The following is a 26,901-nucleotide window of genomic DNA, read 5'->3' on the forward strand; positions in this document are numbered from 1 at the left end:
TATGATCATCCATACCAAGACCCTCAAAGAACTGTCCGCGCTGCTGCAGTCGAAAGAGATCTCCGCCACTGAGCTGGCGACCCATTACCTCGACCGTATCGAGGCCAGCGACCTGAACGCATTCCTGCACGTCGACCGCGCGCTCACGCTGGCCCAGGCCGCCGATGCCGATACCCGCCTGGCGGCCGGCAACGCCCATGCACTGACCGGCGTGCCGATCGCCCACAAGGATATCTTCGTGACCCGCGGCTGGCGCTCCACCGCCGGCTCGAAGATGCTGGCCAATTACACGAGCCCGTTCGATGCCACCGTGGTCGAGAAGCTGCACGGCGTCGGCATGGTTCACCTGGGCAAGCTCAATTGCGACGAGTTCGCAATGGGTTCGTCGAACGAGAATTCGGCCTTCGGTGCCGTGAAGAACCCGTGGGACGCGAATGCCGTGCCCGGCGGTTCGTCGGGCGGCTCCGCCGCGGCCGTGGCCGCGCGCCTGGCGCCGGCCGTGACCGGTACCGACACGGGCGGCTCGATCCGCCAGCCGGCGTCGTTCTGCGGCATCACCGGCATCAAGCCCACCTACGGCCGCGTATCGCGCTTCGGCATGATCGCGTTTGCCTCGTCGCTGGACCAGGGCGGCCCGATGGCGCAAACCGCCGAGGATTGCGCCTTGCTGCTGTCGGCCATGGCCGGTTACGACGAGCGCGATTCGACGAGCCTGGCACCGGAACAAGGCGGCGTGCATGAAGACTTCACGCGCAACCTGAACGAGCCGTTGACGGGCCTGCGCATCGGCGTGCCGAAGGAATACTTTGGCGAAGGCCTTTCCGCCGACGTGGAACAGGCCGTGCGCGCCGCGCTGGAACAGTTCGTGAAGCTGGGCGCCACGCTCGTCGACATCTCGCTGCCCAACACCGCGCTGTCGATCCCGGCCTACTACATGATCGCGCCGGCCGAGGCATCGTCGAACCTGTCGCGCTTCGATGGCGTGCGCTACGGCTTCCGCGCCGAGGGCTATAAGGATCTGCAGGATATGTACAGGAAGACGCGCGCCCAGGGCTTCGGCCCCGAGGTGCAGCGCCGCATCATGGTCGGCACCTACGTGCTGTGCCATGGCTACTACGATGCCTACTATGTGAAAGCGCAGAAGATCCGCCGCCTGATCGCCGACGATTTCGCCAAGGTGCTTTCCGGTCCGGACGCCGTGTGCGACGTCATCATGGGCCCGGTGGCCCCGACCGTGGCCTGGGACCTGGGCTCGAAGGCGGACGACCCGGTGGCGAACTACCTGGCCGACATCTTCACGCTGTCCACCAGCCTGGCCGGCCTGCCCGGCATGTCGATCCCCTGCGGCTTCGGCCAGGGCGACAAGAATGCGAACCGGCCGGTGGGCCTGCAACTCATCGGCAATTACTTCGCCGAGGCGAAGCTGCTGAACATCGCCCACCAGTTCCAGCAGGCGACCGACTGGCACACGCGCGCGCCCGCGGGCATCTGAAGATCAAAGGAAGAACAGCTATGGAATGGGAAGTCGTCATCGGTCTCGAGAACCACGTGCAGCTCACGACCGATTCGAAAATCTTCAGCGGCTCGCCGACCGCGTTTGGCGCCGAGCCGAACACGCAGGCCAGCCCGGTGGACCTGGCATTGCCGGGCGTGCTGCCGGTGATGAACAAGCAGGCCGTCGATCGCGCGATCCGCTTCGGCCTGGCCGTGGGCGCGAAGATCGCGCCGCAATCGATCTTCGCCCGCAAGAATTATTTTTACCCCGACCTGCCGAAGGGTTACCAGATCAGCCAGATGGATGACCCGGTCGTGCAGGGCGGCTCGCTGACGTTCGGCTTCGAGAAGGATGGCAAGTTCGTCACCAGGACCGTGAACCTGACGCGCGCCCACCTCGAGGAAGATGCCGGCAAATCGCTGCACGAGGATTACCATGGCATGTCCGGCATCGACCTGAACCGTGCCGGCACGCCGCTGCTGGAAATCGTGTCCGAGCCGGAAATCCGCTCGGCGCAGGAAGCGGTGGCGTATGCCAAGGCGCTGCATGGCCTGGTGATGTGGCTGGGCGTTTGCGACGGCAATATGCAGGAAGGCTCGTTCCGCTGCGACGTCAACGTGTCCGTGCGCCCGAAAGGCCAGACCGAGTTCGGCACGCGCTGCGAGATCAAGAACCTGAACTCGTTCCGCTTCATCGAAGAAGCGGTCAATGTGGAAGTACGCCGCCAGATCGAGCTGATCGAGGATGGCGGCAAGGTAGTGCAAGCCACGCGCCTGTACGACCCGGACCGCAAGGAAACCCGCGAAATGCGCAGCAAGGAAGATGCGCAGGACTACCGCTACTTCCCCGACCCGGACCTGCCGCCGCTGGCCATTTCCGAGGAATGGATCGAGCGCGTGAAGGCGGCGATGCCGGAACTGCCGGCCGTGATGCGCGAGCGCTTCGTCAATGAATACAAGCTGCCGGAATACGATTCGCTGGTGCTGACGTCGTCGAAGGCGATGGCCACGTACTTCGAAGCCGTGGTGGCGGCGGCCGGCCAGGAAAATGCCAAGGCCGCCGCCAACTGGCTGATGGGCGACGTGTCATCCACGCTGAATCGCAACGACGTCGACATCGCCGACGCGCCCGTGAAGCCGGCGCAGCTGGCGCTGATGCTGAAGCGGATTGCCGACGGCACGATCTCGAACAAGGCCGCCAAGGAAGTGTTCCAGGCGCTGTGGGAAGCGAACTCGGACGACGCGGCGCTGGTCGATGCCATCATCAAGGAAAAAGACCTCGGCCAGGTATCCGATGCGGGCGCCCTGGTGGCGATCGTCGACGAAGTCCTCGCCAACAATGCCAAGTCGGTGGAGCAGTACCGCGCCGGCAAGGAAGCGGCGATCAATGCGCTGATCGGCCAAGCGATGAAGGCTTCCAAGGGCAAGGCCAACCCGGCCCAGCTGACGGAGTTGTTGAAGGCAAAGCTGGCTGGTTGAGCCCCCCAGCGTTGCCGGCCCAAAACCGGTGACAGACACCGGTTTTCAAAAAAGGCGCTGCGGCGCCTTTTTTGTTATCTTCTCGGCATGAGAACCCCGATCACCATGCTGCTGGCCACCCTGGCCTTCCCCGCGCTGGCCGGCGAACCGGCCGGCATCCACTTCACCCATCACGACTGGGAAGTCGCGTGCGACAACACGCGCACCTGCCGCGCCGCCGGCTACCAGTCGGAGGAAACCAAAGGCCCCGCCATCTCGGTGCTGCTCGAGCGCAAGGCGGGCCCGCGGCAGCCCGTGAAAGCCTTGCTGCAAACCGGCACGTACGACGACGACGCGCCCGCGCCGAAAGACGCGCTGACGATGCGTATCGATGGCAAGCCGCTGGGTGAGCCGGACCTGGCGGACGACGGCAATTACCGGCTCACGGCGGCGCAGACCGCCGCGCTGCTGACCGCCCTGGCGAAGAACAGCAAGCTGCAGTGGACGGACGGTACCACGACGTGGACGCTGTCCGGCAAGGGTGCCGCGGCCGTGCTGCTGAAGATGGATGAGTTCCAGGGCCGCCTTGGCACCGCTGGTGCCCTGGTGCGCAAGGGCGCGAAAAGCGAGGATGCCGTGCCGGCGCCGCTGCCGGCGCCGGAAGTATCGCCCGCCTCGGCCGGATCCACCGAAGTGAACCTGGCGCCAGCCGCGCGCACGGCGCTGCTGCGCGAGCTGCGCGGCACGCTCGGGGCCGACGATTGCGATGCCCTGCAGGCGGACCAGCTGATGGCGCTGCGCCTGACGCCGGACAAGCTGCTCATCCACATGCCTTGCTGGGCCGGCGCCTACAACGAGGGCTCGGCCTACTGGGTGGCGAACAAGGCCGCCCCCTACGCGCCCGTGCTGGTGACCCTGGCCGCCAGCGACTACGCGGCCGGCACCATCAGCGCCAGCCAGAAAGGCCGCGGGCTGGGCGACTGCTGGTCGAAGCAGGAGTGGACGTGGGATGGCCGCCGCTTCGCGCCGACGCTGGCGGCGACCACGGGCATGTGCCGGCTGGTGGCCGCCGGCGGCGCCTGGGAATTGCCGACCTGGGTGGCAAAGGTCACCCGCGGCCTGCGCTGAGGTGTTCTCCACTGCAGCGCCCCGCGCTGCAGTGCTCTCGCCGCAGTGCCCCCCGATAAGGCGCTCCCTCGTCAGGGCGCCACGCGCCCCTCGATCGAATCGTCCATCGTCTTGCCGATGGCGGCGCCCACCATGATCTTCAGGCCGGCCACGAGGTTGCCATGCTTGTTGTCCCAGTAGTAGCCATCGGTGGGCACCACGCGGATCAGCGTGATGCGCGGGTCGCCCAGCCCACCCGTGAACCACGTGGCCAGTTCCGGGCTCCACAGTTCGCGGATCCGGTTCGGGTCCGTCGAGATCGTGGCGATACCGTCCAGGTACAGGAAGCCGGCATGTTTCGACGCCTGGAAATACAGGCGCACTTTCGGGTCCGCCGCGACTTCCGCGTTCTTGTGGCTGTCGGCAGCGCTCATGAACCACAGGCTGCCGGCCGCGTCGACATCGAGCACGGACATCGGCCGCGCATCGGTGCCGCTGCTGACGAAGAAACAGCTGGCCGCGTCGTCGACGATGTGCCGGATGCGCTTGACGGCGTCGTGCCCCGTCAGGTCCTTGTGGGTCTGTTCCGCCTGGTTGCGATTGATCGAATCCATGACATCCTCCAGTTCGTGGGAGACTTCGATGCTAGCGGCATTTTGACCGGCGGTATGTGGTGTTTTTAACCTTCCCGTTCTTCCAGCACGCGGGCGATCCACTCGTCGATGCCGGTAAAGAGATCATCCCGGTTCAGCTCGTTGAAATTCTCGTGGCGGTTGTTCGCCTCGATCCGGCAGGTCAGCAGGTGCGGCGGCACGGCGCGCAGCAGTTGCTGGCAAGCGTTCGTGTCGGCCAGCTGGTCCTGCCCCGCCAGCACGACATACAGCGGATGCCGCCAGCCCTCCAGGGCCAGGCCGCGCTGCGCATGCTGCAGCGCATGGCCGAAGCGCATGGTGATCTCGGTGGCGCGAATACCGTCCGCTTCGTCGCGGTGATGGCGCGCCGTGATGGCCGCATCGTGCGTCAGCACATCGGTCAGCGGCGCCAGCGGCACTTTCATCGCCGGGGCCAGCCGGGCCAGCACGCTGGACAGCTTTTGCAGCACGGCCGGCACGGGCACCGCGTTGACGTAATAAGGTGAAGAAAGAATAAAGCCGGCAACGCCGTCGCCGCCTTGCAGCCCGAACTTCGTCGCGACCAGGCCGCCCATCGAATGCGCGATGACGAACACGGGTATGCCCGGCCAGCGCGCGCGGATCCAGTCGAGGAACAGGCCGGTCTCCTCGACGAAGATGTCGAAATCGGGAATGTCGGCGCGCTTGCCCGCGCCATGGCCGCACAGGTCGAATGCCACGGTGGCAATGCCGCGTGCGCGGAAGTACAGGGCCGGCGTGACCCAGTCGCCGCCATGGGCCATGCCGCCGTGCAGCGCCAGCAGGATGGCCAGGGGTGCCGCCGCTGCGGGCGGTTCCCAGATGCGCACGGTGCGCGTGGCGCCGCCACGGCCGGAGAACGTGTCGAGCCGGTCTTCGGAAAAGCGCATCGGCCGCTGAGGATCGTCCCTGGAATCAGCCATGGATCGGCCGGCGGATCAGCCCGTGATACTGAGCGTGATCCCCATGTTGACGAACAGGGTCAGGTCGGCGATCGAGAAATCGAGCGCGTCGTCCGGCCCCACGTCCGTGACCGCGATGCGCAGTTCGGCGGCCAGCGGCGGCATGTCGAACGTGATGCCGCGGGACTCGCATTCGTGCAGCCAGGCGCGCAGGTGCCGCATCAGGGCGACCGGATTCGCGTCCTGCCCCAGGTCCACGTAAAAACCGGCATCGATGCGCACGCGGCCATCCGGGCGCACGTCGCCCTTCTGCCAGCTGTGCTCGGGCTCGCTGGGCAGGCCGTCGCGCACGTCGGCAACGAATGCTTCGTCGCCGTAAACCTTCAGGGATGCCTTGTTCATCGCCACCTCCTCGCGTTGCCGCTATTTTCGTTGCCTCTATTTAAGCACAACGGGAGGAGGATGCGAATGGGTCGTAAACGTTCGAGAACGTTCAGGAAACGTTCAGGAGACGCCGTAGCGGTCGCGGTAGGCGGCCACCGCATCCTTGTGCTGTGCCAGCGCCGGGTCGGCGGACAGGTAGCCCAGCAAATCGGCCAGGCTGCCGATCGAGATCACGGGAATGCCGTAGTTCTTGCTCACTTCCTGCACGGCGGACAGTTCGGACACGACACCGTCCTTGCCGCCCCGCTCCATCCGGTCCAGCGCGATCAGCACGGCGCATGGCTCGGCGCCGGCGTTGCGGATCATCTCGACCGATTCGCGCACCGAGGTGCCCGCCGAGATCACGTCGTCGATGATGACGACCTTGCCGGTGAGTTTCGCGCCGACGAGCGTGCCGCCTTCGCCGTGATCCTTGGCTTCCTTGCGGTTATAGGCGAACGACGTGTTGCGGCCCTTGCCGGCCAGCGCCATCGCCGTGGCCGAGGCCAGCGTGATGCCCTTGTAGGCAGGGCCGAACAGCATGTCGAATTCCACGCCGGAATCGAGCAGGGTCTGGGCGTAGAAGTCGGCCACTTTCGCCAGCGTGGCGCCGTCGTGGAACAGGCCTGCGTTGAAGAAATAGGGCGACTGGCGCCCCGCCTTGGTGGTGAATTCGCCGAATTTCAGCACTCCCGCCGAGACGGAAAACGCGATAAACTGTTGCCTCAAATTATTCATATGCTGGTCCTGTTTCTAAAAGTGCCCGTATTTTAATCCATGCCAAAGATCATTTCCGCCAACCTGAATGGCATCCGCTCCGCCGCCAAGAAGGGCTTTTTCGACTGGATGGGCACCCAGTCCGCCGATTTCATCTGCGTGCAGGAGCTCAAGTGCGTCGCCAGCGACATGACGGACGAGTTCCGCAATCCGCACGGCTACCACGGCCATTTCCACTATGCCGAGAAGAAGGGCTACTCGGGCACCGGCATTTACAGCAAGATCGCGCCGGACGCAGTGAAGATCGGCTTCGGCAGCCCAGAATTCGATGCTGAGGGCCGTTATGTGCGCTGCGATTTCGGCGACCTGACGGTCATTTCCGTGTACTGCCCGTCCGGCTCGTCGTCGCCGGAACGCCAGGAAGCGAAATTCCGCTTCATGGACCTGTTCCTGCCCCACCTGGTCGAACTGCGCGCCGAAGGCCGCGAAGTCGTCATCTGCGGTGACTGGAACATCGCCCACAAGGAAATCGACCTGAAGAACTGGAAGGGCAACCTGAAGAATTCCGGCTTCCTGCCGGAAGAGCGCGCGTGGCTGACGCGCATCTTCGACGAGTGCGGCTACGTGGACGTGCACCGCGGCCTCGATCCGCGCCCGGAGCAATACACATGGTGGAGCAACCGCGGCCAGGCTTACGCGAAGAACGTGGGCTGGCGCATCGACTACCATGTGGCCACCCCCGGCATCGCCGGCTGCGCGCAAGCCGTTTCCGTCTACAAGGACGTAAAATTCTCCGATCACGCGCCACTGATCATCGACTACCTGCGCTGAGAATCCGCTTGGCAGCCTACAGGGTACGCCGGCTTTCAAAGTAACGCCATTCCCCGGTCAGCGGATCGGGAAAGCCGATCGCCCGCGCCAGCAGTTTCAATGGCGCCGACACATCCTCGCCCTTGCACGGCAGCGCCACCGGATAGAACGCGTCGTTGACGATCGGAATGCCCAGCGCGGCCAGGTGCACGCGCAGCTGGTGCTGCCGCCCCGTGTGCGGCCACAGGCGGTACAGCACGTGCTCGCCCCGCTGCTCGACGACATCGATCATCGTTTCCGAATTCGGCTCGCCCGGTTCTTCCTTCATCGTGAAGAATTTATCGCCCTGCACCATGCGGCTGCGGTAGCTGAACGGGAACTGGCGGTCCGGCAGCGGGCCGGCCAGCGCCTCGTATTCCTTTTGCACGACACGCTGCTGGAACAGCGACTGGTAGGCGCCCCTGCTGTCGAGGTTGCAGGAAAAGACGACGACGCCAGCTGTTTCGCGGTCGAGCCGGTGGATCGGCACGAGTTCCTCGATGCCGAGCTTCGCGCGCAGGCGCACCAGCAGTGTCTCCTTCAGGAAGCGGCCGGTGGGAATCGTCGGCAGGAAATGCGGCTTGTCGGCCACCACGATGTGCTCATCCCGGTACAGCACTTCCTCCTCGAACGGAATCGGCGCTTCGGCTTCCAGCTCGCGGTAGTAAAAGATGCGCAGGTTGCGCTTGTAGGGCGAATCGGGAGCCAGCGCCCTGCCCTGCGCGTCGACGACGTCGCCGCGCGCCATCCGTTCGCGCCATTGCGCCTCGGTCACGGCGGGATAGTTGGCCACCATGAAGGTGATCAGGTCGGGCCAGTCGCCCTCGGGCAGCCACAGGTAGCTGGGCGTGACGCCATCGCGCATCGGCAATGGCGCCTTGCCGTGAAACTTGACGGTGGAAGACATGCAGGAAACGGTAAGACGCGCAGTGCGTCGCTTTATGACTTGGGCAGCGGCGTGGTGCGGTAAGCCGGCAGCTTCGCCACCGTGGTGCCCTTCGTGCGCGCATACACCGGCAGCACCAGCGGCATGCTCTTGTTCATTTCCCCGATGCGGGTTTCGCCGCTCGGGTGGGTGGACAGGAATTCGATGGGCGCGCGCGCATTGACGGCGCCCATCTTCTGCCACAACGCGATGCCGGCGCGCGGATCGAAGCCGGCGCGCGCGGCCAGGTCGATGCCCACCAGGTCGGCCTCGGTTTCCTCGCCACGCGAGAATTTCAGCACGGCTGCCTGGGCCGCCATGCGGCCACCGAAATCAGTGAGGTTCGGGTCGATGCCGAACAGCGCCGAGGCGGCAATGCCGCCCACCTTGCCGGCGATCGCCGCCAGCTGCGATTCGCCCTGCCGCTTGCGCGCATGTTCACGCAGCGCATGGGCGATTTCGTGGCCCATCACCATGGCCACTTCGTCATCCGTCATGTTCAGCTTTGTGAGGATGCCGGTGAAGAAGGCGATGCGCCCGCCCGGCATGCAGAAGGCATTCACCTGGTCGGAATTGAGCAGGTTCACTTCCCAGTTCCAGTCCGCCGCTTCGGGATTCCAGCGGCCCACATGCGGGATGATGCGTTTCGCAATGGCGCGCAGGCGCTGCACCTGCGGATGGCTGTCGTCGACCAGCGCATTCTTCTGGTCGGCTTCCTTGATCAGCGCATCGTATTGCAGCTTTGACTGCTGGTTGACGGCCTGCTCGTCGGACAGCACGCGCAGGCGCGACAGGCGCGTGACGGGAATGCCGTCCGACGCGGGCGCGGCGGCCTGGTGCGCCGGCGCGGATTGATGGGCTGCCGCCAGCTGCATGCTGGAGGCGAGGGCAATGAGAGCCAGGCTATGTTTGAGTGATTTCATGATTTGTATCCATACGACCGTGACATTCTGACAAAATTCACGGCCGTTCGTCACACGATATCACACGCCGCTACCGCCCGTTAGCGCCCGTTCTTCTTGCGCAGCCGGAACACGGCCAGTTCCCCGCGCAGGTTCGGCAGGAAGTCGACGATCCGCCCGTCGGCCAGCGCCACGTATTCCAGCACTTCGACACCCACTTCGGCGGCCAGCGCGCGGAAGTCCTCGATCGTGGCGCAGCGCACGTTCGGCGTGTCGTACCACTGGTACGGCAGCGTCTTCGACACGGGCATCCGGCCCTTCAGCAATGCCACGCGGTGCGGCCAGTAGGCAAAGTTCGGGAACGATACGATCGCCTCGTTACCGACGCGAACGATGTCGCGCAGCAGCGCTTCCACGTGCTGCATCATCTGCAGCGCCGACAGGCACAGCACCGTGTCGAACGAGTTGTCGCCGAAAAGTGCCAGGCCGCCCTTCTCGAAATCCTGCTGGATCACGCGCACGCCGCGCTGGGTGCTTTCCAGCACCTTGTCGTCTGCCAGTTCCAGGCCATAGCCGGTGCAGTGCTTGTCCGTCTGCAGGTAATCCATCATGAAGCCGTCGCCGCAGCCCACGTCCAGTACGTGCGCACCAGGCTGTATCCAGTGGGCGATGAAGGCCAGGTCGGGGCGCGATCGTTTCAGGTCATCGAACGTCATGCCGCACCTCCTTTCGAACCGGCGGCAGTCTCGCCGTGGATCTGCCCGAAGTACGCCCGCACCATGCCCATGTAGCGTGGATCCTCCAGCAGGAAGGCATCGTGGCCATGCGGCGCATCGATTTCCGCGTACGTGACTTCGCGGCGGTTGGCCAGCAGTGCCTGCACGATCTCGCGCGAGCGCTCCGGCGAGAAACGCCAGTCGGTGGTAAACGACGCCAGGAAGAATTTCGCCGTGGTTTTTGCCAGCGTGCGCGTCAGGTTGCCGTCGTGCAGCCGCGCCGGGTCGAAGTAGTCGAGCGCTTTCGTGATCAGCAGGTAGGTGTTGGCGTCGAAGTACGTGGCGAACTTGTCGCCCTGGTAGCGCAGGTACGATTCGATCTCGAAGTCGATGCCGAAGCCGAATTTGTAGCCGACGGTCTCGGCCCCGCCCTTCTCCGCCATGTTCCTCAGCTTGCGGCCGAATTTCTCGGCCATGTCGTCGTCCGACAGGTAGGTGATGTGGCCGACCATCCGCGCCACCTTCAGGCCGTTCTTCGGCACCACGCCGTGCTCGTAGAAATCGCCGCCGTGGTAGTCCGGATCGGACAGGATGGCCTGGCGTGCCACGTCGTTGAAGGCGATGTTCTGCGCCGACAGCTTGGGCGTGGAAGCAATGACCACGCAATGGCGCAGCCGGTCCGGATACATGATGCTCCAGGCAAGCGCCTGCATGCCGCCCAGCGAACCGCCCATCACGGCGGCGAACTGGCCAATGCCCAGGCGGTCGGCGAGGCGCGCCTGCGCGGTCACCCAGTCTTCCACCGTCACCACGGGGAACGCGGCGCCGTAAGGCTTGCCGGTGGCCGGGTTGGCATGCATCGGGCCGGTGGAGCCGAAGCACGAGCCGAGGTTGTTGACGCCGATGACGAAGAACCTGTTCGTGTCGACCGGCTTGCCGGGGCCGACCATGTTGTCCCACCAGCCCACGTTCTTCGGGTCGCCGGCATACCAGCCGGCCACGTGGTGCGAGGCATTGAGCGCGTGGCAGATCAGCACCGCGTTCGATTTGTCGGCATTCAGGGTGCCATAGGTTTCATACATCAGCGTGTACTCGCGCAGCGACGCACCGCTTTGCAGGGGCAAGGGTTCCGCGAACGCCATGGCTTGCGGAGAGACGATTCCTATCGAGGACATGTTTTCGAGTTATTGTGTACTGCGCGGCCCCGCGGGCCAGTGATGATGGCGGGGCCCGAATGGGGGCACCCGCTATGGTTTCTACATCGTCTGCAGAGACAGGACGGCATCCGCGATGACGTCCGGGTCCATGGAACGAAGTATCTTGCGCGTATGCGGCAGGATCCGGGCCAGGTCGGTGTTGAGGATCTCCTGCTTCACCGACAGCAATTGCGCCGGGTGCATCGAGAAATCGCGCAGGCCCATGCCGAGCAGCAGGCGGGTGAGCTTCACGTCGCCCGCCATCTCGCCGCACACGGCAACATCGATACCGGCCTTGTGGCCGGCGGCTATGGTCATCGAAATCAGTTGCAGTACGGCGGGATGCAGGGGATTGTAAAGGTGCGCCACCTCATAATCAACCCGGTCGATGGCCAGTGTGTACTGAATGAGGTCGTTCGTGCCGATCGACAGGAACTTCATCTTCCGCACGAACATCGGCAGCGCCAGCGCGGCGGCGGGGATTTCGATCATGGCACCCACGTCCACGCCGGGGTCGTACTTGATGTTCGCTTCGCGCAGTTCGGCCTTGGCCAGCTCGATCATCGCCAGCGACTGGTCGATCTCGTGCGAATGCGCCAGCATTGGAATCAGGATGCGCAGCTTGCCGAACGCGGAAGCGCGCAGGATGGCGCGCAGCTGCGTGAGGAAGATCTGTGGCTCGGACAGGCAGTAGCGGATCGCGCGCAGGCCCAGCGCCGGATTCAGGGCGGTGTGCTCGGTGGTGTCCAGCGGCTTGTCGGCGCCGATGTCGAGCGTGCGGATCGTGACCGGCCGCCCCTTCATCGCCACGACGGCGCGCCGGTACTGCTCGAACTGCTCGTCTTCCGACGGCATGTCGCTGGCGCGGCCCATGAACAGGAATTCGGAGCGGAACAGGCCCACGCCATTGGCGCCCGCTTCCAGCGCGGGGCCGCAATCGTCCGGCAGCTCGATGTTGGCCAGCAGCGTGATCGCCGTGCCGTCCTTCGTGACGGCGGGGGTCTTTTTCAGCTTCGAGAGTTTTTTCCGGGCCCGCTGCGCGGCCAGCTGGCGTTCGCGGTACTGTTCCAGCACCAGCGCGCTGGGGCTGACGATGACCACGCCGGCATCGCCGTCGATGATTACCCAGTCATCCTGCTCGATCAGGCTGGAGGCCTGCGACACGCCGACCGCGGCCGGGATATCGAGACTGCGCGCCACGATCGCCGTGTGCGAGTTCTGCCCGCCCACGTCGGTGACGAAACCGATGAACGAGCGGTCGCGGAACTTGAGCATGTCCGCCGGCGAGATGTCGTGCGCCACCACCACCATCTGTGCCTGGAATTCGTCGTCGTCCGGCTCCACCGGCACGGGCAGCGGCTCGCTGCCCAGCAGGATCTTCAGCACCCGCTCGGCCACCTGCTGGATGTCGACCTTGCGCTCGCGGAGGTAGGCATCCTCGATCTCGTCGAACTGCGCCGACAGTTCCTCGATCTGCGTGACGAGGGCCCACTCGGCGTTGTAGTGGCGGCTGCGGATGATGTCCAGCGGCGCCTCGGAGATCATCGGATCGGACAGGATCAGCGCATGGACGTCGATGAACGCGCCCAGCTCGGTCGGCGCATCCTTCGGCAATTCATTCCACAGCGTTTGCAGTTCGCGGTGCACGGTGGCCAGCGCCGACTGCAGGCGCACCACTTCCGCTTCCACGTGTTCCTCGGCGATCAGGTAATGCTTGACGTCCAGCGCGGCCGGCGCAAGGATCTGGGCGCGGCCGATGGCAATGCCGCGCGAGACCGGAATGCCGTGCAGTGTGAACGATGCCATCGGTGCTCCCCGGTCAAACGGCATTTACTCGCCTTCGCCGAACTTGTCGTTGACCAGCCCGGCAAGCGCGGTGATGCACTCCTGTTCGTCGGCCCCATCCGCTTCCAGCGTGACCTTGGCGCCCTTGCCGGCGGCCAGCATCATGACGCCCATGATCGATTTGGCATTGATGCGCCGGCCATTGCGGGTCAGCCAGACATCGCTCTTGAAACGTGCGGCCAGCTGGGTGAACTTGGCGGAAGCACGCGCGTGCAGACCGAGCTTGTTGATGATTTCGAGTTCTTGCTGAATCATGTTTGCTTGTTTGTTTAGTTGACCCGAATCCGGTTGTCCACCCGCACGGCACCGCTCTGCGCGCCGGCGAGCGCCATTTCCACCACCACGTCGAGCGTATCCATGCGATAGGTGATCGCCCGCAGCAGCATCGGCAGGCTGATGCCGGCAATGACTTCCACGTGACCCGCATCGGCGAGCTTGTTGCAGCAATTGGCCGGCGTGCCGCCCTTCACGTCGGTGATCACCAGCACGCCGGAGCCGTCGTCCAGCCGCTTGATCGCCGCCGCGGCCAGCGCCTGCACGTCGCCCAGGTCCTGGTCCGCCACCACGTCGATCGCTTCGAGGTGCTCGACCTTGTTGCGGAACACGTGGGCGACCGCCGCAAGGAATGCCTCGCCCAGCGGCGCGTGCGTCATCAGTAGAATGCCAACCATATTCGTCCCTGTCAGGCTGCCTGTTCGACCGCGTCGATGAACATGGCGGCTACCTGGAAGCCTGTCTGCTGCGTGATCTCCTGGAAGCAGGTCGGGCTGGTGACGTTCACTTCGGTCAGGTAGTCGCCGATCACGTCCAATCCTACCAGCAATAAGCCGCGCTCGGCCAATACCGGACCGATCGCCTCGGCAATTTCACGGTCGCGCTCCGTGAGCGGCTGGGCCACGCCGATGCCGCCGGCCGCCAGGTTGCCGCGCACCTCGCTGCCCTGCGGAATGCGGGCCAGCGAGAACGGCACCGGCTTGCCGCCGATGACGAGGATGCGCTTGTCGCCCTTGACGATCTCGGGAATATAGCGCTGCGCCATGATCGTCTGGCGGCCATTCTGCGACAGGGTTTCGATGATCGAACCAAGGTTCAGCGCATCCGCCTTGACCCGGAAGATGCCCGTGCCGCCCATGCCGTCCAGCGGCTTGAAGATCACATCGCCATGCTCGGCGTGGAAGGCGCGCAGGCGCGTTTCATCGGACGTGACGATCGTCGGCGACGTGAATTGCGAGAATTGCGCGATCGACAGCTTTTCGTTGTGGTCGCGGATCGCCTGCGGGCTGTTGAGCACTTTGACGCCCTGCTTTTCGGCGAGCTGCAACAGGTAGGTGCCGTACACGTATTCCATGTCGAACGGCGGATCCTTCCGCTCCAGGATCACGTCGAATTCGCCCAGCGCCACGTCTTCCGACGGCGCCGCCTCGTACCAGTCTTCCTGCCCGCCACCGGTCATGGTGATGCGTGAAACCCAGGCGCGGACGATGCCGTTCTCCAGCGCCATGTGGCGCTGCTGGAACGCGTACACCTCGTGGCCGCGCTTTGCAGCCTCGGCCATCATCGCGTACGTGGAGTCCTTGTAGATCTTGAAGTTCGCCAACGGGTCGGCAAGAAAAGCGATTTTCATGGGCACATCCATTCTGGGTAATGGCTGATTCTAGCCGAGATTGCAAAGCGTCATCGGTTCAGCCCAGCACCCGCCAACCCGTGGCGCTGCACCAAATCGGTGACTACATCGGTGACAGGCGCCAGTTCTTTGGAACATTTCCTGAAAACGGGTGTCTGTCACCGGTTTTCAGGAAACATCGGGCGCCTCAGTACACTTCGGGATTCGGATCGGTGCGTTCCATTTCCAGCGACGCGGCCAGCAGCGCCAGCCGGGCCACCACGCCGTACACGTAGAACCGGTTCGGCGCGGCGGTGCCGGGCTTGGCCTTCAGATCGGGCACGGCGTGCTGCTGCGCGAACGCCAGCGGCACGAACTCCGAGCCCGGCGCGTTCAGGTTCTGGTCCACGCCCCGCTCCGCGTGCACGCGGTAGAAGCCGCCGACCACGTAGCGGTCGATCATGTAGACCACCGGCTCGGCCACCGCGTCCTTGATGCTCTCGAACGTGGGCACGCCTTCCTGGATGTTCAGCTCGCTGATGACCTGGCCATCCTTGACCACCGACATGCGCTCGCGCTGCTGCGGCGACAGGTCCTTCAGCTCGGCCGCGTCGCGGATGCTGATGATGCCCTTGCCGTAGGTGCCCGCATCCGGCTTGATGATGACGAACGGCTTTTCCTTGATCCCGTATTCCTTGTATTTCTTGCGGATCTTGGCCAGCACCGCGTCGACATTGCCCGCCAGGCAATCCTGGCCTTCGCCCGATTGCAGGTCGACTTCGCCGCAGCGGGCATGGAACGGGTTCACCATCCATGGATCGACGCCGATCAGCTTGCCGAATTTCTTGGCCACTTCGTCGTAGGCGGTGAAATGGTTGTGCTTGCGGCGCATGCCCCAGCCGGCGTGCAGCGGCGGCAGCAGGCTTTGTTCATGGATGTTTTGCAGGATGTCCGGCGTGCCGATCGACAGGTCGTTGTTCAGCAGGATCGTGCACGGATCGAAGTCCTTCAGCCCCACGCGGCGGCCGTTGGTCGAGCGCTCGAGCGGCTCGACGACGAGCATGTTCCCGTCCGGCAGCGCCAGCGGCGTAGGCTGCGTGATCGACGGATCCAGCGTGCCCAGCCGCACGTGCAGGCCCGTCTGGCGGAAGATCTGCGCCAGGCGCGCCACGTTTTCCAGGTAAGTGGGATGGCGGTTGTAGCTTTCGGGGATCACCAGCAGGTTGCGGGCATCGGGGCAATATTTGTCGATCGCGGCCATCGCGGCCTGCACCGACAGCGGGAGCATTTCGCTGGCCAGGTAGTGGAAACCGCCGGGGAACAGGTTCGTGTCCACTGGGGCGAGCTTGTAGCCGGCATTGCGCAGGTCGACCGAACAATAGAACGGCGGCGTGTGTTCCTGCCATTCCAGCCGGAACCAGCGCTCGATGGCGGGGGTCGCGGCCAGGATTTTTTCTTCGAGATCGAGCAGCGGTCCGGTCAGGGCCGTGACGAGGTGGGGAACCATGCTTACTTCCTTGTAGTGATGGGCGAACTGCGTGCCCGCCTTGCAATTCTGAAGGCGGACTCACCAAATCAGGGCAAAAATGCCATTTTAAAGGTGCGCAAAGCAAAAAAGCGCCCCGGAGGGCGCTTTTGGCGGTAAAACCGCGGTGTTGAGCGGTTGTAGAGCGAGAAACCGCGTGCTATCAGATGTGATATGCCGTTTCGCCGTGGCTGTTGATGTCCAGGCCTTCACGCTCCTGTTCTTCCGGCACGCGCAGGCCGATGACGATGTCGACCAGCTTGTAGGCGATGAAGGCCACGATGCCCGACCACAGGATCGTGACGCCCACGCCGATCAGCTGGGTGACCACCTGGCCGCCGATCGAGTAGTCGGCGGAAGCCTTGTTGGCAACGTAATCCCAGATGCCCTGCCCGCCCAGCGACGGCGCAGCGAACACGCCCGTCAGCACCGCGCCCAAAATACCGCCCACGCCGTGCACGCCGAACACGTCCAGCGAGTCGTCGGCGCCCAGCATGCGCTTCAGGCCGTTCACGCCCCACAGGCAGACCACGCCGGCCAGCAGGCCGATGACCAGGCCGCCCATCGGGCCGACGAAGCCGGCGGCCGGGGTGATGGCCACCAGGCCGGCAACGGCACCGGAGACGGCACCCAGCATCGATGGCTTGCCCTTGAAGATCCATTCGGCGAACAGCCAGGACACGGTGGCGGCGGCAGTCGCCAGCAGCGTGTTCACGAAGGCCAGTGCGGCGATGTCGCCCGCTTCCAGCGCGGAACCGGCGTTGAAGCCGAACCAGCCCACCCACAGCAGCGAGGCGCCGATCATCGTCATCACGAGCGAATGCGGTGCCATCGATTCACGGCCGTAACCCACACGCTTGCCCATCATGTAGGCACCGACCAGGCCGGCGACAGCGGCATTGATGTGCACCACGGTGCCGCCGGCGAAGTCCAGCGCGCCGTGGCCCCACAGGTAGCCGCCCTTGGCGGTCACGGTGGCCAGCGAGGCCGCATCGGTGATCGCATCCGGGCCGCTCCAGAACCAGACCATGTGCGCCATCGGCAGGTAGGCAAAGGTGAACCAGATCACGATGAAAGCCAGCACGGCGGCGAATTTCGCGCGCTCGGCGAAGGCGCCCACGATCAGGCCGCAGGTAATGGCCGCAAACGTGCCCTGGAACGCGACGAAGATGAATTCGGGGATGACGACGCCCTTGCTGAACGTGGCCGCATAGGCGAACGTTCCGGCGACCGGGTCGTAGATGCCGTTCAGCAGCGCGCGGCTGAAGCCGCCGAAGAACGCATTGCCTTCGGTGAACGCGATCGAATAGCCGTACAGGCACCACAGCACGATGATCAGCGAGAAGATCGTGAAGATCTGCATCAGGATGGACAGCATGTTCTTCGAGCGCACCAGGCCGCCGTAGAACAGGGCCAGGCCGGGAATCGACATCATGATGACCAGCAGCGTGGACACGAACATCCAGCTCGTATCGCCCTTGTGCGGCGTGGGGGCGGCGGCTGGTGCCGCTTCGGCGGCGGCCGGTGCGGCCGCGGCTGGTGCCAGGGCCGGTGCGGCTTCAGCCGCGGCGGGCGCGGTGGCCGTTGCGGTGGCAGCCGGCGCATCGGCCGTGGCCGTATCCTGCGCCCAGGCCGGCGCGGCGCTGAACGCCATCAGCATGGCTGCCCCGGCCAGCCATTTGGTGATCATTTTCTTCATCTGATTCCCCTTTTTTTGTCTTTAGAGAGCGTCGTTGCCGGTTTCGCCGGTACGGATACGAATGACCTGTTCCAGGTTATAAACGAAAATCTTGCCGTCGCCGATCTTGCCCGTGCGGGCAGCCGTTTCGATGGCTTCGATGGCCTGCTCGACGATCGCGTCGTCGACCGCCGCTTCGATCTTGGTCTTGGGCAGGAAGTCGACCACGTATTCGGCGCCGCGGTACAGCTCCGTATGGCCTTTCTGGCGACCGAAGCCCTTGACTTCGGTAACGGTGATGCCTTGCACGTTGATCGCGGAGAGGGCTTCGCGCACCTCGTCCAGCTTGAACGGCTTGATGATGGCGGTAATCATTTTCATGGCAGGCCTCGTTTTATATCAGAAGGTTTTGGACAGGGTCAGCACGGCGCCGGATTTCCCCAGATCCTTGCCGTTCGGTGCGAAATACGCTTTGGCATCGGTATCGACATAGGCCAGCGATACGGTGGCGATGCCGAAGTCCTTGGTGATGCCCACTTTCCAGTCGGTGTAGCTGGAAAAATCGTTGTTCTTGACTTTCTGGTGGCCCACGTGCAGGTTCAGGATGAAGCCTTCACCCAGCTCCTGGTTGACGGAGGCATCCAGGTACTGGCTGTTCTTGCTGTCGGCAAAGCCGAACAGGTTCGTCAGCGAATGGGAGTATTTCAGCGTGGCGGGGCCAAAGCCGACCTGGCCGTACAATTCGAAGGTGTTGGCGCTGGTGGGCAGCGAGTTCGAAGGGTAGATATAGCCGAGGCCGCCGACGTCGTACGTGAAGCCGGAGCCGAGCTCTCCGCGCTTGCCCGCGTACACGTCCCATTCGACGCTGCCGTCGCCGCCGCCGTCCTTGACCCACTTGATGGTGGACAGCCAGGTACCGGCGTAGAAACCTGTCGGGTTGTTGACCCAGTCGGCGCCGCCCTGCAGCGCGGGTTTCAGGCGTGTCTGCGAAATGCCGCGGTAACGGTAATCGCTGGTGACGGCCGCGTTGAAGCTGATCTCATTGTCCGGTTTCGCCTCGGGTGCCGCGGCGGCTTCCTGTGCCTGTGCCTGGCCCATCGCGATGCACGCGAACAGGACGGCGATGGACAGGGCGGAGCGCTTGCTCGGGTATGACATGGCGATTTCCTTTTGAGTGAACTTTTATTGCGGTTTAAAATTCGTCTGACTCGTTGTCCCTTTAGCTAAAGCAGAATGCGTGCCAGCAAACAGTTGCTGAGCCGATAGCCTAGGCCTGGAGTGCGACGCCCCTTTCGCACCAAATAATCTTCGTACTGGCACCATTGTGGTGCATTCGTGCGAAAAACCTCACCTGGAGCCCACCGTGGACATGAACGCCTTTTTCACCGACCTGCAATCCAAGATCAACAACGTCATCGAGAACTCGCCCGCCAAGGATATCGAGCGCAACGTGAAGGCAATGATGACGCAGGGCTTTTCCAAGCTCGACCTCGTGACACGCGAAGAGTTCGACATCCAGGCCCAGGTGCTGGCCAAGACCCGTTCCCGCCTGGAGCTGCTGGAAACGCGCCTGGCCGAACTCGAAGCGAAAATCGCCGCCGAAAAAGCGCCGCTGTAAAGATTTTTCCCTTTGTCGCGGCACAAGGCCGCGCCCGCTGCAACGGCCTACGATGCAAGATCGTTTGTCCATCCACAGCTTGCAGCGGGGAATCATGAGCCTGGCCGTCCTGAAAAGCCGTGCGCTGAACGGCATTGAAGCGCCTGAAGTCAGCGTCGAGATCCATCTCGCCAACGGCTTGCCGGCGTTTCACATCGTTGGGCTGGCCGAAACCGAAGTCAAGGAAGCGCGCGACCGCGTGCGTGCCGCCATCGTCAACGCCGGCTTTGAAATGCCCGCGCACCGCATCACCGTCAACCTGGCGCCGGCCGACCTGCCCAAGGAATCGGGCCGTTTCGACTTGCCGATCGCGCTTGGCATCCTGGCCGCTTCCGGCCAGATCCCCGCCCCGCCATTGGCCCGCTACGAATTTGCCGGTGAACTGTCGCTGACAGGTGAGTTGCGGCCGATCCGCGGCGCGCTGGCGATGACGTTCGCAATGCAGCGCGCGCACACGTGCAATGCCTTCATCCTGCCGCGGGCCAACGCGGACGAGGCAGCCCTCGTCGATGGCGCGGCGGTGTACCCGGCCGCCACGCTGCTGGAAGTGTGCAACCATTTCTGTGCGGCGGACGATTCGGCGCGGCTTGCCCGGCATCGCCCCGCCCCGCGTCCGCAGCTTGTGGACTACCCGGATTTTGCGGAAGTGAAAGGACAGTGGCATGCGAAGCGCGCGCTGGAGATAGCGGCTGCCGGCTCGCACAGCATCGTGATGGTTGGGCCGCCAGGCGCGGGCAAGACGATGCTGGCGTTGCGCTTCCCGGGCTTGCTGCCATCGATGACGAACGACGAAGCGCTGGAAGCCGCCGCCGTGCAGTCGCTGACAGGCACCTTCACGGCGGCGGCATGGAAGCGGCGGCCCTTCCGCGCGCCGCATCACACGTCATCCGGCGTGGCGCTCGTGGGCGGCGGCAGCGTGCCACGGCCGGGCGAGATCTCGCTGGCACATTGCGGTGTCTTGTTCCTCGATGAATTGCCCGAGTTCGACCGCCGCGTGCTCGAAGTACTGCGCGAGCCGCTCGAATCGGGGCGGGTGACGATTTCACGTGCAGCGCGGCAGGCCGAGTTTCCCGCGCGGTTCCAGCTGATCGCCGCGATGAACCCTTGCCCTTGCGGATATCACGGCCAGCTTTCCGGTAAATGCAAGTGTTCGATGGATACGATCACGCGTTACCAGGACCGCATTTCCGGCCCGCTACTGGACCGTATCGACATGCAGATCGACGTCGGCCCGGTGCCGACCGATACCCTGCACACGGCCGAGGATGGCGAGCCTTCGCAGGTGATCGCCGCCCGGGTGGAGGCCGCTTTCCAGCGGCAGCTGGACCGCCAGAACAAGAGCAACCGCCATCTCACGTCGCGCGAGATCGACCGGTACTGCAAGCCCGAGCGTTCCGGGCAGGACATGCTGCACAAGGCCATGCTGCAATTCCACTGGTCGGCGCGCGCCTATCACCGCGTGCTCCGGGTGGCGCGCACGGTGGCCGACCTGGCCGGTTCGGAAACCGTGCTGGCGAAGCACGTGCTCGAAGCCATCCAGTTTCGTCGCGTATTGCGCGCATCCTGACGCCTGCTCAGATGGCGTCGGGTTCCTGACGCTGCTACCATCGTGGCATGAGACTTCATCTTTCGATTCCCTTGGCCGTGGCCGTTGCCACGGTACTCGGCGCCTGCAGCCCGCAGTTCAACTGGCGCGATTACCGTGCCGCCGATGCACCCTATTCCGTCATGTTCCCCGGGAAGCCTGCGTCGCACACGCGTACCGTGACGCTCGAAGGCCACCAGGCCGCCATGACGATGACGGCCGCCGAAGTCGAAGGAACGATGTTTGCCGTCGGCACCACCGAACTGGCCGATGCGGCGCAGGCCAAGGATGCCGCGCGGTCGATGCAGGCCGCGATGGTGCGCAATATCGCCGGCAAGATATCGAAGGAAACACCGCACGCGGATGGCGTGGAACTGGAAGCCCATGGTGCGAACAATGGGCGCCCGATGCAGTTGCACGGCAGGTTTTTGTCCCGTGGCAAGCGCGCTTACCAGGTTGTCGTCATCGGGCCGGAGCGCGCCGTGGACGCAGAGAATATTGACACTTTCATTCGTTCATTTAAGCTGAACTGAAACGCTGGCGTGCGTGCCGGTGTCTCGCGGCAAGCCGTGATATCGTTGGATCATTACAACAATAGATCAGGAAGCGCCATGTTAATCACATTCAAATCCCAGTCTTTTTCCGATGTCACGATGTACCAGGAGCATGCTCAGCGGATCCTGGATGTGCTGAACAAGAACCACACGCGTGGCGTCATCACGGCCGCCGAGGCAGCCCATGCCGTGCAACTGCTGGAGCAGGAAATCACGCTGAGCAAGCTGCACCCGGAGGTGGATGCCGGGCACGCCAATCACTCGCACCCGCATCATTTGCCCGAGGAAGACGAGTCCACGGAGATGGCCGACAAAAACCACATCGGCTTCGCGCAGCGGGCATTCCCCTTGCTGGAGATGCTGCGTGCGGCCCGGGATGGCGGCGACAGCATCGTCTGGGGAGTCTGAAGTTCCGGCAAAACCAATGGGATGGACGCCCCCACCCTAAAACGGCATCAATGTGCCAAAGTGGAGTTGTCGAGAAACCACTTAGCTAGAGGGGGGCGTCACCATGAAGATTACGGTATGCGGTGTTGATTTGGCAAAGGAAGTTTTCCAATTCCACGGTGTGAATGCGGCTGGCAAGGTGGAGAAGCGTATCCAGCTGAGGCGTGGCAAGGTAATGGAATTTTTCGCCAACATGGCACCGTGCCTGATCGGGATGGAGGCATGTGGGAGCGCGCATTACTGGGCGCGGCAGTTACAAAGCCTGGGGCACACGGTCAAGCTGATAGCTCCGCAGTTCGTCAAGCCGTACGTGAAGACCAACAAGCACGATGCAGCAGATGCAGAAGCGATCTGCGAAGCAGTGCAACGACCAAGCATGCGTTTCGTGCCGATCAAGAATATCGAACAGCAGGCGATCCTTGCTGTCCACACGGCCCGGGCAGGATTCGTCAAGCAGCGCACGGCGCAGGCTAATCAGATTCGCGGGCTATTGGCGGAGTTTGGATTGATCGTGCCAAAGGGCCTGGCCCTGCTTAAGGAGCGGGTGCCGACATTGCTCGATGAAGCGAAGGATGAACTGCCCGGCGCGTTCCGCCAGACCATCCTCGAACTTCTTGATCACTTGAACGTATTGGACAAGCGAGTTAAGCAATTCGAGCTGGAGATCCAGAATTGGCATCGCTCGAATTCGATGTCTCAGCGACTAGAGAAGATACCGGGCATTGGTCCGATTACAGCGAGCGCATTGGTGGCAGCGATCGGTAACGCCAAGCACTTCGCCAACGGCCGACAGCTCGCTGCATGGCTTGGCCTGGTGCCGAAACAGCATTCAACGGGCGGCCGAACCAACCTTCTTGGCATCAGCAAACGAGGCGATACGTATCTGCGGACGTTGCTCATTCATGGCGCCCGAGCAGTAATCCGGCACGCAGCCAACAAGATCAAGCAAGACTGGCTTCATTCGCTACTTAGCCGGCGACACAAGAATATCGCTGCCGTGGCCTTGGCCAACAAAAATGCAAGAACAGTGTGGGCGTTGTTAGCACATGACAGAGAGTTCCGGGTCGATTACGCTGCCGCGTAATCGACCCGGTTAAGGGTCCCTTGTCGAAGGGAGGCAAACAGTTTTTGGAAGCAGTGCCGGTACATTCCACCGATTGCACAAGCGATCAAGCAGTGATGGCAAACTAGGTAAGACCGTGGTTGGCTAAGCCCGTCTGTCACCAAGCACTTCGAGTGCGTTAAACCGCCGGGGCGTCGACCAGCAAATCCCATCAGGGACAGTGGCATCGGCCACATCAAAGTCCGAATGTACGGGTGCAATCTTTACCTAAAGCCGTCATGAAAAGAAAGCTTGGCATACCGGGGGCGTCCATGTACGGTGACAGACACCAGTTCTTCCGCAATTTTTGTTCCGAAAAACGGGTGTCTCTCACCGGTTTTACTGCTAAAACGGCATTCCAAATGCAAAAAACCCCGCCAGCACACGCTAACGGGGTTTTTCTATATAACAGCCTGACGATAACCTACTTTCACACTGGTTGCAGCACTATCATCGGCGCAAAGTCGTTTCACGGTCCTGTTCGGGATGGGAAGGGGTGGGACCGACTTGCTATGGTCATCAGGCATGACTTGTACGCAGTGCCGTTCCCTATGGGGCAACGTCACTGCTCAATCTGGAAGAAGTAAGTTTGGGTTGTAGTGTTGAACTACGTCTCATCAAAGAGTAAATGCAAGGAATCATTATTGATTCATAACCGTCAAGGTTATAGGGACAAGCCGTACGGGCAATTAGTATCAGTTAGCTTAATGCATTACTGCACTTCCACACCTGACCTATCAACGTCCTGGTCTCGAACGACCCTTCAAGGAGCTCAAGGCTCCGGGAAATCTCATCTTAAGGCAAGTTTCCCGCTTAGATGCTTTCAGCGGTTATCTCTTCCGAACTTAGCTACCCGGCAATGCCACTGGCGTGACAACCGGTACACCAGAGGTTCGTCCACTCCGGTCCTCTCGTACTAGGAGCAGCCCCCTTCAAATTTCCAACGCCCACGGCAGATAGGGACCAAACTGTCTCACGACGTTTTAAACCCAGCTCACGTACCACTTTAAATGGCGAACAGCCATACCCTTGGGACCGGCTACAGCCCCAGGATGTGATGAGCCGACATCGAGGTGCCAAACTCCCCCGTCGATATGAACTCTTGGGAGGAATCAGCCTGTTATCCCCAGAGTACCTTTTATCCGTTGAGCGATGGCCCTTCCATACAGAACCACCGGATCACTATGTCCTACTTTCGTACCTGCTCGACTTGTCGGTCTCGCAGTTAAGCACGCTTATGCCATTGCACTATTAGCACGATGTCCGACCGTACCTAGCGTACCTTCGAACTCCTCCGTTACACTTTAGGAGGAGACCGCCCCAGTCAAACTGCCTACCATGCACTGTCCCCGATCCGGATAACGGACCAAGGTTAGAACCTCAAACAAACCAGGGTGGTATTTCAAGGTTGGCTCCACGAGAACTGGCGTCCCCGCTTCAAAGCCTCCCACCTATCCTACACAGATTGGTTCAAAGTCCAATGCAAAGCTACAGTAAAGGTTCATGGGGTCTTTCCGTCTAGCCGCGGGTAGATTGCATCATCACAAACACTTCAACTTCGCTGAGTCTCGGGAGGAGACAGTGTGGCCATCGTTACGCCATTCGTGCAGGTCGGAACTTACCCGACAAGGAATTTCGCTACCTTAGGACCGTTATAGTTACGGCCGCCGTTTACTGGGACTTCAATCAAGAGCTTGCACCCCATCATTTAATCTTCCAGCACCGGGCAGGCGTCACACCCTATACGTCCACTTTCGTGTTTGCAGAGTGCTGTGTTTTTATTAAACAGTCGCAGCCACCATTTTATTGCAACCCTGTCACCCTTCCACAGTAAAGTGGTCAAGCTACTGGGGCGTACCTTTTCCCGAAGTTACGGTACCAATTTGCCGAGTTCCTTCTCCCGAGTTCTCTCAAGCGCCTTAGAATACTCATCTCGCCCACCTGTGTCGGTTTGCGGTACGGTCTCGTATGACTGAAGCTTAGAGGCTTTTCTTGGAACCACTTCCGATTGCTACAGGGTCAATGACCCTTCGTCCCAGTCCCTTGAATTATGTGCCCGGATTTGCCTAAGCACCTTCTATGAACCAGAAACTGACTATTCCAACAGTCAGACAACCTTCCGCGATCCGTCCCCCCATCGCATCATACGACGGTGCAGGAATATTAACCTGCTTCCCATCAGCTACGCATCTCTGCCTCGCCTTAGGGGCCGACTCACCCTGCTCCGATGAACGTTGAACAGGAAACCTTGGGCTTACGGCGTGCGGGCTTTTCACCCGCATTATCGCTACTCATGTCAGCATTCGCACTTCTGATACCTCCAGCATCCTTTACAAGACACCTTCGCAGGCTTACAGAACGCTCTCCTACCATATGTACAAGTACATATCCGCAGCTTCGGTGACTGGCTTAGCCCCGTTACATCTTCCGCGCAGGACGACTCGATCAGTGAGCTATTACGCTTTCTTTAAATGATGGCTGCTTCTAAGCCAACATCCTGACTGTTTTAGCCTTCCCACTTCGTTTTCCACTTAGCCAATCTTTGGGACCTTAGCTGGCGGTCTGGGTTGTTTCCCTCTTGACACCGGACGTTAGCACCCGATGTCTGTCTCCCAAGCTCGCACTCATCGGTATTCGGAGTTTGCAATGGTTTGGTAAGTCGCGATGACCCCCTAGCCATAACAGTGCTCTACCCCCGATGGTGATACTTGAGGCACTACCTAAATAGTTTTCGGAGAGAACCAGCTATTTCCAAGTTTGTTTAGCCTTTCACCCCTATCCACAGCTCATCCCCTAATTTTTCAACATTAGTGGGTTCGGTCCTCCAGTGCGTGTTACCGCACCTTCAACCTGGCCATGGATAGATCACTTGGTTTCGGGTCTACACCCAGCAACTAACGCCCTGTTCGGACTCGATTTCTCTGCGGCTCCCCTATTCGGTTAACCTCGCTACTGAATGTAAGTCGCTGACCCATTATACAAAAGGTACGCCGTCACGGAACAAGTCCGCTCCGACTGTTTGTATGCACACGGTTTCAGGATCTATTTCACTCCCCTCCCGGGGTTCTTTTCGCCTTTCCCTCACGGTACTGGTTCACTATCGGTCGATTACGAGTATTTAGCCTTGGAGGATGGTCCCCCCATATTCAGACAGGATTTCTCGTGTCCCGCCCTACTTGTCGCATGCTTAGTACCACCGGTCTGGTTTCGCGTACGGGGCTATCACCCGCTATGGCCGCAGTTTCCAATGCGTTCCACTACCAGTCCGACTATCACATGCAGGCTCTTCCCATTTCGCTCGCCACTACTTTGGGAATCTCGGTTGATTTCTTTTCCTGCAGCTACTTAGATGTTTCAGTTCGCCGCGTTCGCTTCACACACCTATGTATTCAGTGAGTGATGACCTATAAGGCCGGGTTTCCCCATTCGGAAATCTTCGGATCAATGCTCGTTTGTCAGCTCCCCGAAGCTTATCGCAGACTTCTACGTCCTTCATCGCCTGTAATCGCCAAGGCATCCACCATGTGCACTTATTCACTTGTCCCTATAACCTTGACGGCTATAGC

25 protein-coding genes and 2 rRNA genes are annotated in these 26,901 nt (G+C 62.1%); 9 read left to right on the top strand and 18 right to left on the bottom strand.

The annotated features are described in order from the left end of the window. Positions 1-7: 7 nt before the first annotated feature. The 3 genes from gatA to EWM63_RS09030 all read left to right on the top strand — a co-directional run bounded on the left by gatA (position 8) and on the right by EWM63_RS09030 (position 4,080). A complete protein-coding gene (gene gatA, locus EWM63_RS09020) occupies positions 8-1,492 on the top strand; it encodes an Asp-tRNA(Asn)/Glu-tRNA(Gln) amidotransferase subunit GatA (RefSeq protein WP_207221315.1) in 1,485 nt (494 codons plus the stop codon). A 2-nt stretch (positions 1,493-1,494) separates the two neighbouring features. Continuing rightward, on the top strand, positions 1,495-2,973 hold the full coding sequence (gatB, locus tag EWM63_RS09025) for an Asp-tRNA(Asn)/Glu-tRNA(Gln) amidotransferase subunit GatB (RefSeq protein WP_259772512.1): 1,479 nt from the start codon (positions 1,495-1,497) through the stop codon (positions 2,971-2,973). Between the two features lie 87 nt (positions 2,974-3,060). Further along, complete coding sequence (locus EWM63_RS09030; protein WP_130186232.1) at positions 3,061-4,080, top strand: DUF1176 domain-containing protein; 1,020 nt, start codon at positions 3,061-3,063, stop codon at positions 4,078-4,080. 71 nt (positions 4,081-4,151) lie between these two features. Here the strand turns inward: EWM63_RS09030 and EWM63_RS09035 are convergent, their stop codons facing one another. The 4 genes from EWM63_RS09035 to pyrE all read right to left on the bottom strand — a co-directional run bounded on the left by EWM63_RS09035 (position 4,152) and on the right by pyrE (position 6,772). Beyond that, positions 4,152-4,673 (bottom strand): pyridoxamine 5'-phosphate oxidase family protein, encoded by a 522-nt coding sequence (locus EWM63_RS09035; RefSeq protein WP_130186233.1) that lies wholly within the window; start codon positions 4,671-4,673, stop codon positions 4,152-4,154. 65 nt (positions 4,674-4,738) lie between these two features. Next, positions 4,739-5,632, bottom strand: coding sequence for an alpha/beta fold hydrolase (locus EWM63_RS09040; protein WP_229487824.1), 894 nt, complete (start codon positions 5,630-5,632; stop codon positions 4,739-4,741). Between the two features lie 15 nt (positions 5,633-5,647). Further along, entirely contained in the window at positions 5,648-6,013 is a 366-nt protein-coding gene (locus EWM63_RS09045; RefSeq protein WP_130186234.1) for a hypothetical protein, read from the bottom strand. A 102-nt stretch (positions 6,014-6,115) separates the two neighbouring features. Then, positions 6,116-6,772, bottom strand: a complete 657-nt coding sequence (pyrE, locus tag EWM63_RS09050) for an orotate phosphoribosyltransferase (RefSeq protein ID WP_130186235.1) — start codon at positions 6,770-6,772, stop codon at positions 6,116-6,118. 39 nt (positions 6,773-6,811) lie between these two features. Between pyrE and EWM63_RS09055 the strand changes: the two genes are divergently transcribed. After that, positions 6,812-7,582, top strand: coding sequence for an exodeoxyribonuclease III (locus EWM63_RS09055; RefSeq protein ID WP_130186236.1), 771 nt, complete (start codon positions 6,812-6,814; stop codon positions 7,580-7,582). Between the two features lie 16 nt (positions 7,583-7,598). Here EWM63_RS09055 and EWM63_RS09060 read toward each other — a convergent pair whose 3' ends face one another. The 12 genes from EWM63_RS09060 to EWM63_RS09115 form a co-directional block, all read right to left on the bottom strand. After that, positions 7,599-8,507, bottom strand: a complete 909-nt coding sequence (locus EWM63_RS09060; RefSeq protein WP_229487825.1) for a pseudouridine synthase — start codon at positions 8,505-8,507, stop codon at positions 7,599-7,601. Between the two features lie 32 nt (positions 8,508-8,539). Continuing rightward, complete coding sequence (locus tag EWM63_RS09065; protein ID WP_130186237.1) at positions 8,540-9,448, bottom strand: M48 family metallopeptidase; 909 nt, start codon at positions 9,446-9,448, stop codon at positions 8,540-8,542. 80 nt (positions 9,449-9,528) lie between these two features. Further along, on the bottom strand, positions 9,529-10,143 hold the full coding sequence (metW, locus tag EWM63_RS09070; RefSeq protein ID WP_130186238.1) for a methionine biosynthesis protein MetW: 615 nt from the start codon (positions 10,141-10,143) through the stop codon (positions 9,529-9,531). Continuing rightward, positions 10,140-11,318: a homoserine O-succinyltransferase MetX gene (gene metX / locus EWM63_RS09075; RefSeq protein ID WP_130186239.1), complete on the bottom strand. Its 1,179-nt coding sequence runs from the start codon at positions 11,316-11,318 to the stop codon at positions 10,140-10,142. The genes metW and metX overlap by 4 nt, the downstream gene beginning before the upstream one ends. Before the next feature lie 81 nt (positions 11,319-11,399). Next, entirely contained in the window at positions 11,400-13,145 is a 1,746-nt protein-coding gene (gene ptsP / locus EWM63_RS09080) for a phosphoenolpyruvate--protein phosphotransferase (protein WP_130186240.1), read from the bottom strand. Positions 13,146-13,169: 24 nt separating this feature from the next. Then, a complete protein-coding gene (locus tag EWM63_RS09085) occupies positions 13,170-13,439 on the bottom strand; it encodes an HPr family phosphocarrier protein (protein WP_130186241.1) in 270 nt (89 codons plus the stop codon). A gap of 14 nt (positions 13,440-13,453) precedes the next feature. Continuing rightward, positions 13,454-13,855 (bottom strand): PTS sugar transporter subunit IIA, encoded by a 402-nt coding sequence (locus tag EWM63_RS09090; RefSeq protein WP_130186242.1) that lies wholly within the window; start codon positions 13,853-13,855, stop codon positions 13,454-13,456. An 11-nt stretch (positions 13,856-13,866) separates the two neighbouring features. Beyond that, entirely contained in the window at positions 13,867-14,808 is a 942-nt protein-coding gene (gene gshB / locus EWM63_RS09095) for a glutathione synthase (RefSeq protein ID WP_130186243.1), read from the bottom strand. Between the two features lie 187 nt (positions 14,809-14,995). Beyond that, positions 14,996-16,294, bottom strand: coding sequence for a glutamate--cysteine ligase (gshA, locus tag EWM63_RS09100; RefSeq protein ID WP_130186244.1), 1,299 nt, complete (start codon positions 16,292-16,294; stop codon positions 14,996-14,998). 181 nt (positions 16,295-16,475) lie between these two features. Next, positions 16,476-18,011, bottom strand: a complete 1,536-nt coding sequence (amt, locus tag EWM63_RS09105; RefSeq protein WP_130186245.1) for an ammonium transporter — start codon at positions 18,009-18,011, stop codon at positions 16,476-16,478. A 21-nt stretch (positions 18,012-18,032) separates the two neighbouring features. Next, on the bottom strand, positions 18,033-18,371 hold the full coding sequence (locus EWM63_RS09110) for a P-II family nitrogen regulator (protein WP_130186246.1): 339 nt from the start codon (positions 18,369-18,371) through the stop codon (positions 18,033-18,035). Between the two features lie 18 nt (positions 18,372-18,389). Continuing rightward, entirely contained in the window at positions 18,390-19,148 is a 759-nt protein-coding gene (locus EWM63_RS09115; RefSeq protein ID WP_130186247.1) for a TorF family putative porin, read from the bottom strand. Positions 19,149-19,353: 205 nt separating this feature from the next. Between EWM63_RS09115 and EWM63_RS09120 the strand changes: the two genes are divergently transcribed. From EWM63_RS09120 to EWM63_RS09140, 5 genes are all read left to right on the top strand, one after another. Beyond that, on the top strand, positions 19,354-19,608 hold the full coding sequence (locus EWM63_RS09120) for an accessory factor UbiK family protein (protein ID WP_130186248.1): 255 nt from the start codon (positions 19,354-19,356) through the stop codon (positions 19,606-19,608). Positions 19,609-19,702: 94 nt separating this feature from the next. Beyond that, positions 19,703-21,214, top strand: a complete 1,512-nt coding sequence (locus tag EWM63_RS09125; RefSeq protein ID WP_130186249.1) for a YifB family Mg chelatase-like AAA ATPase — start codon at positions 19,703-19,705, stop codon at positions 21,212-21,214. Positions 21,215-21,261: 47 nt separating this feature from the next. Continuing rightward, positions 21,262-21,765, top strand: coding sequence for a hypothetical protein (locus tag EWM63_RS09130; protein WP_130186250.1), 504 nt, complete (start codon positions 21,262-21,264; stop codon positions 21,763-21,765). A 78-nt stretch (positions 21,766-21,843) separates the two neighbouring features. Beyond that, positions 21,844-22,194 carry a DUF1840 domain-containing protein gene (locus tag EWM63_RS09135; RefSeq protein WP_130186251.1) on the top strand — a complete coding sequence of 117 codons (351 nt, stop codon included), beginning with the start codon at positions 21,844-21,846 and terminating at the stop codon, positions 22,192-22,194. Between the two features lie 103 nt (positions 22,195-22,297). Next, on the top strand, positions 22,298-23,317 hold the full coding sequence (locus tag EWM63_RS09140; protein WP_130185598.1) for an IS110 family RNA-guided transposase: 1,020 nt from the start codon (positions 22,298-22,300) through the stop codon (positions 23,315-23,317). Between the two features lie 429 nt (positions 23,318-23,746). Here the strand turns inward: EWM63_RS09140 and rrf are convergent. Both rrf and EWM63_RS09150 read right to left on the bottom strand, forming a co-directional pair. Further along, positions 23,747-23,859: ribosomal RNA gene (gene rrf / locus EWM63_RS09145) — 5S ribosomal RNA — on the bottom strand. A 144-nt stretch (positions 23,860-24,003) separates the two neighbouring features. Further along, a 23S ribosomal RNA gene (locus EWM63_RS09150) occupies positions 24,004-26,879 on the bottom strand. Positions 26,880-26,901: the final 22 nt, after the last annotated feature.

The sequence above is a fragment of the Pseudoduganella lutea genome (assembly GCF_004209755.1).
GTDB lineage: Bacteria > Pseudomonadota > Gammaproteobacteria > Burkholderiales > Burkholderiaceae_D > Rugamonas > Rugamonas lutea.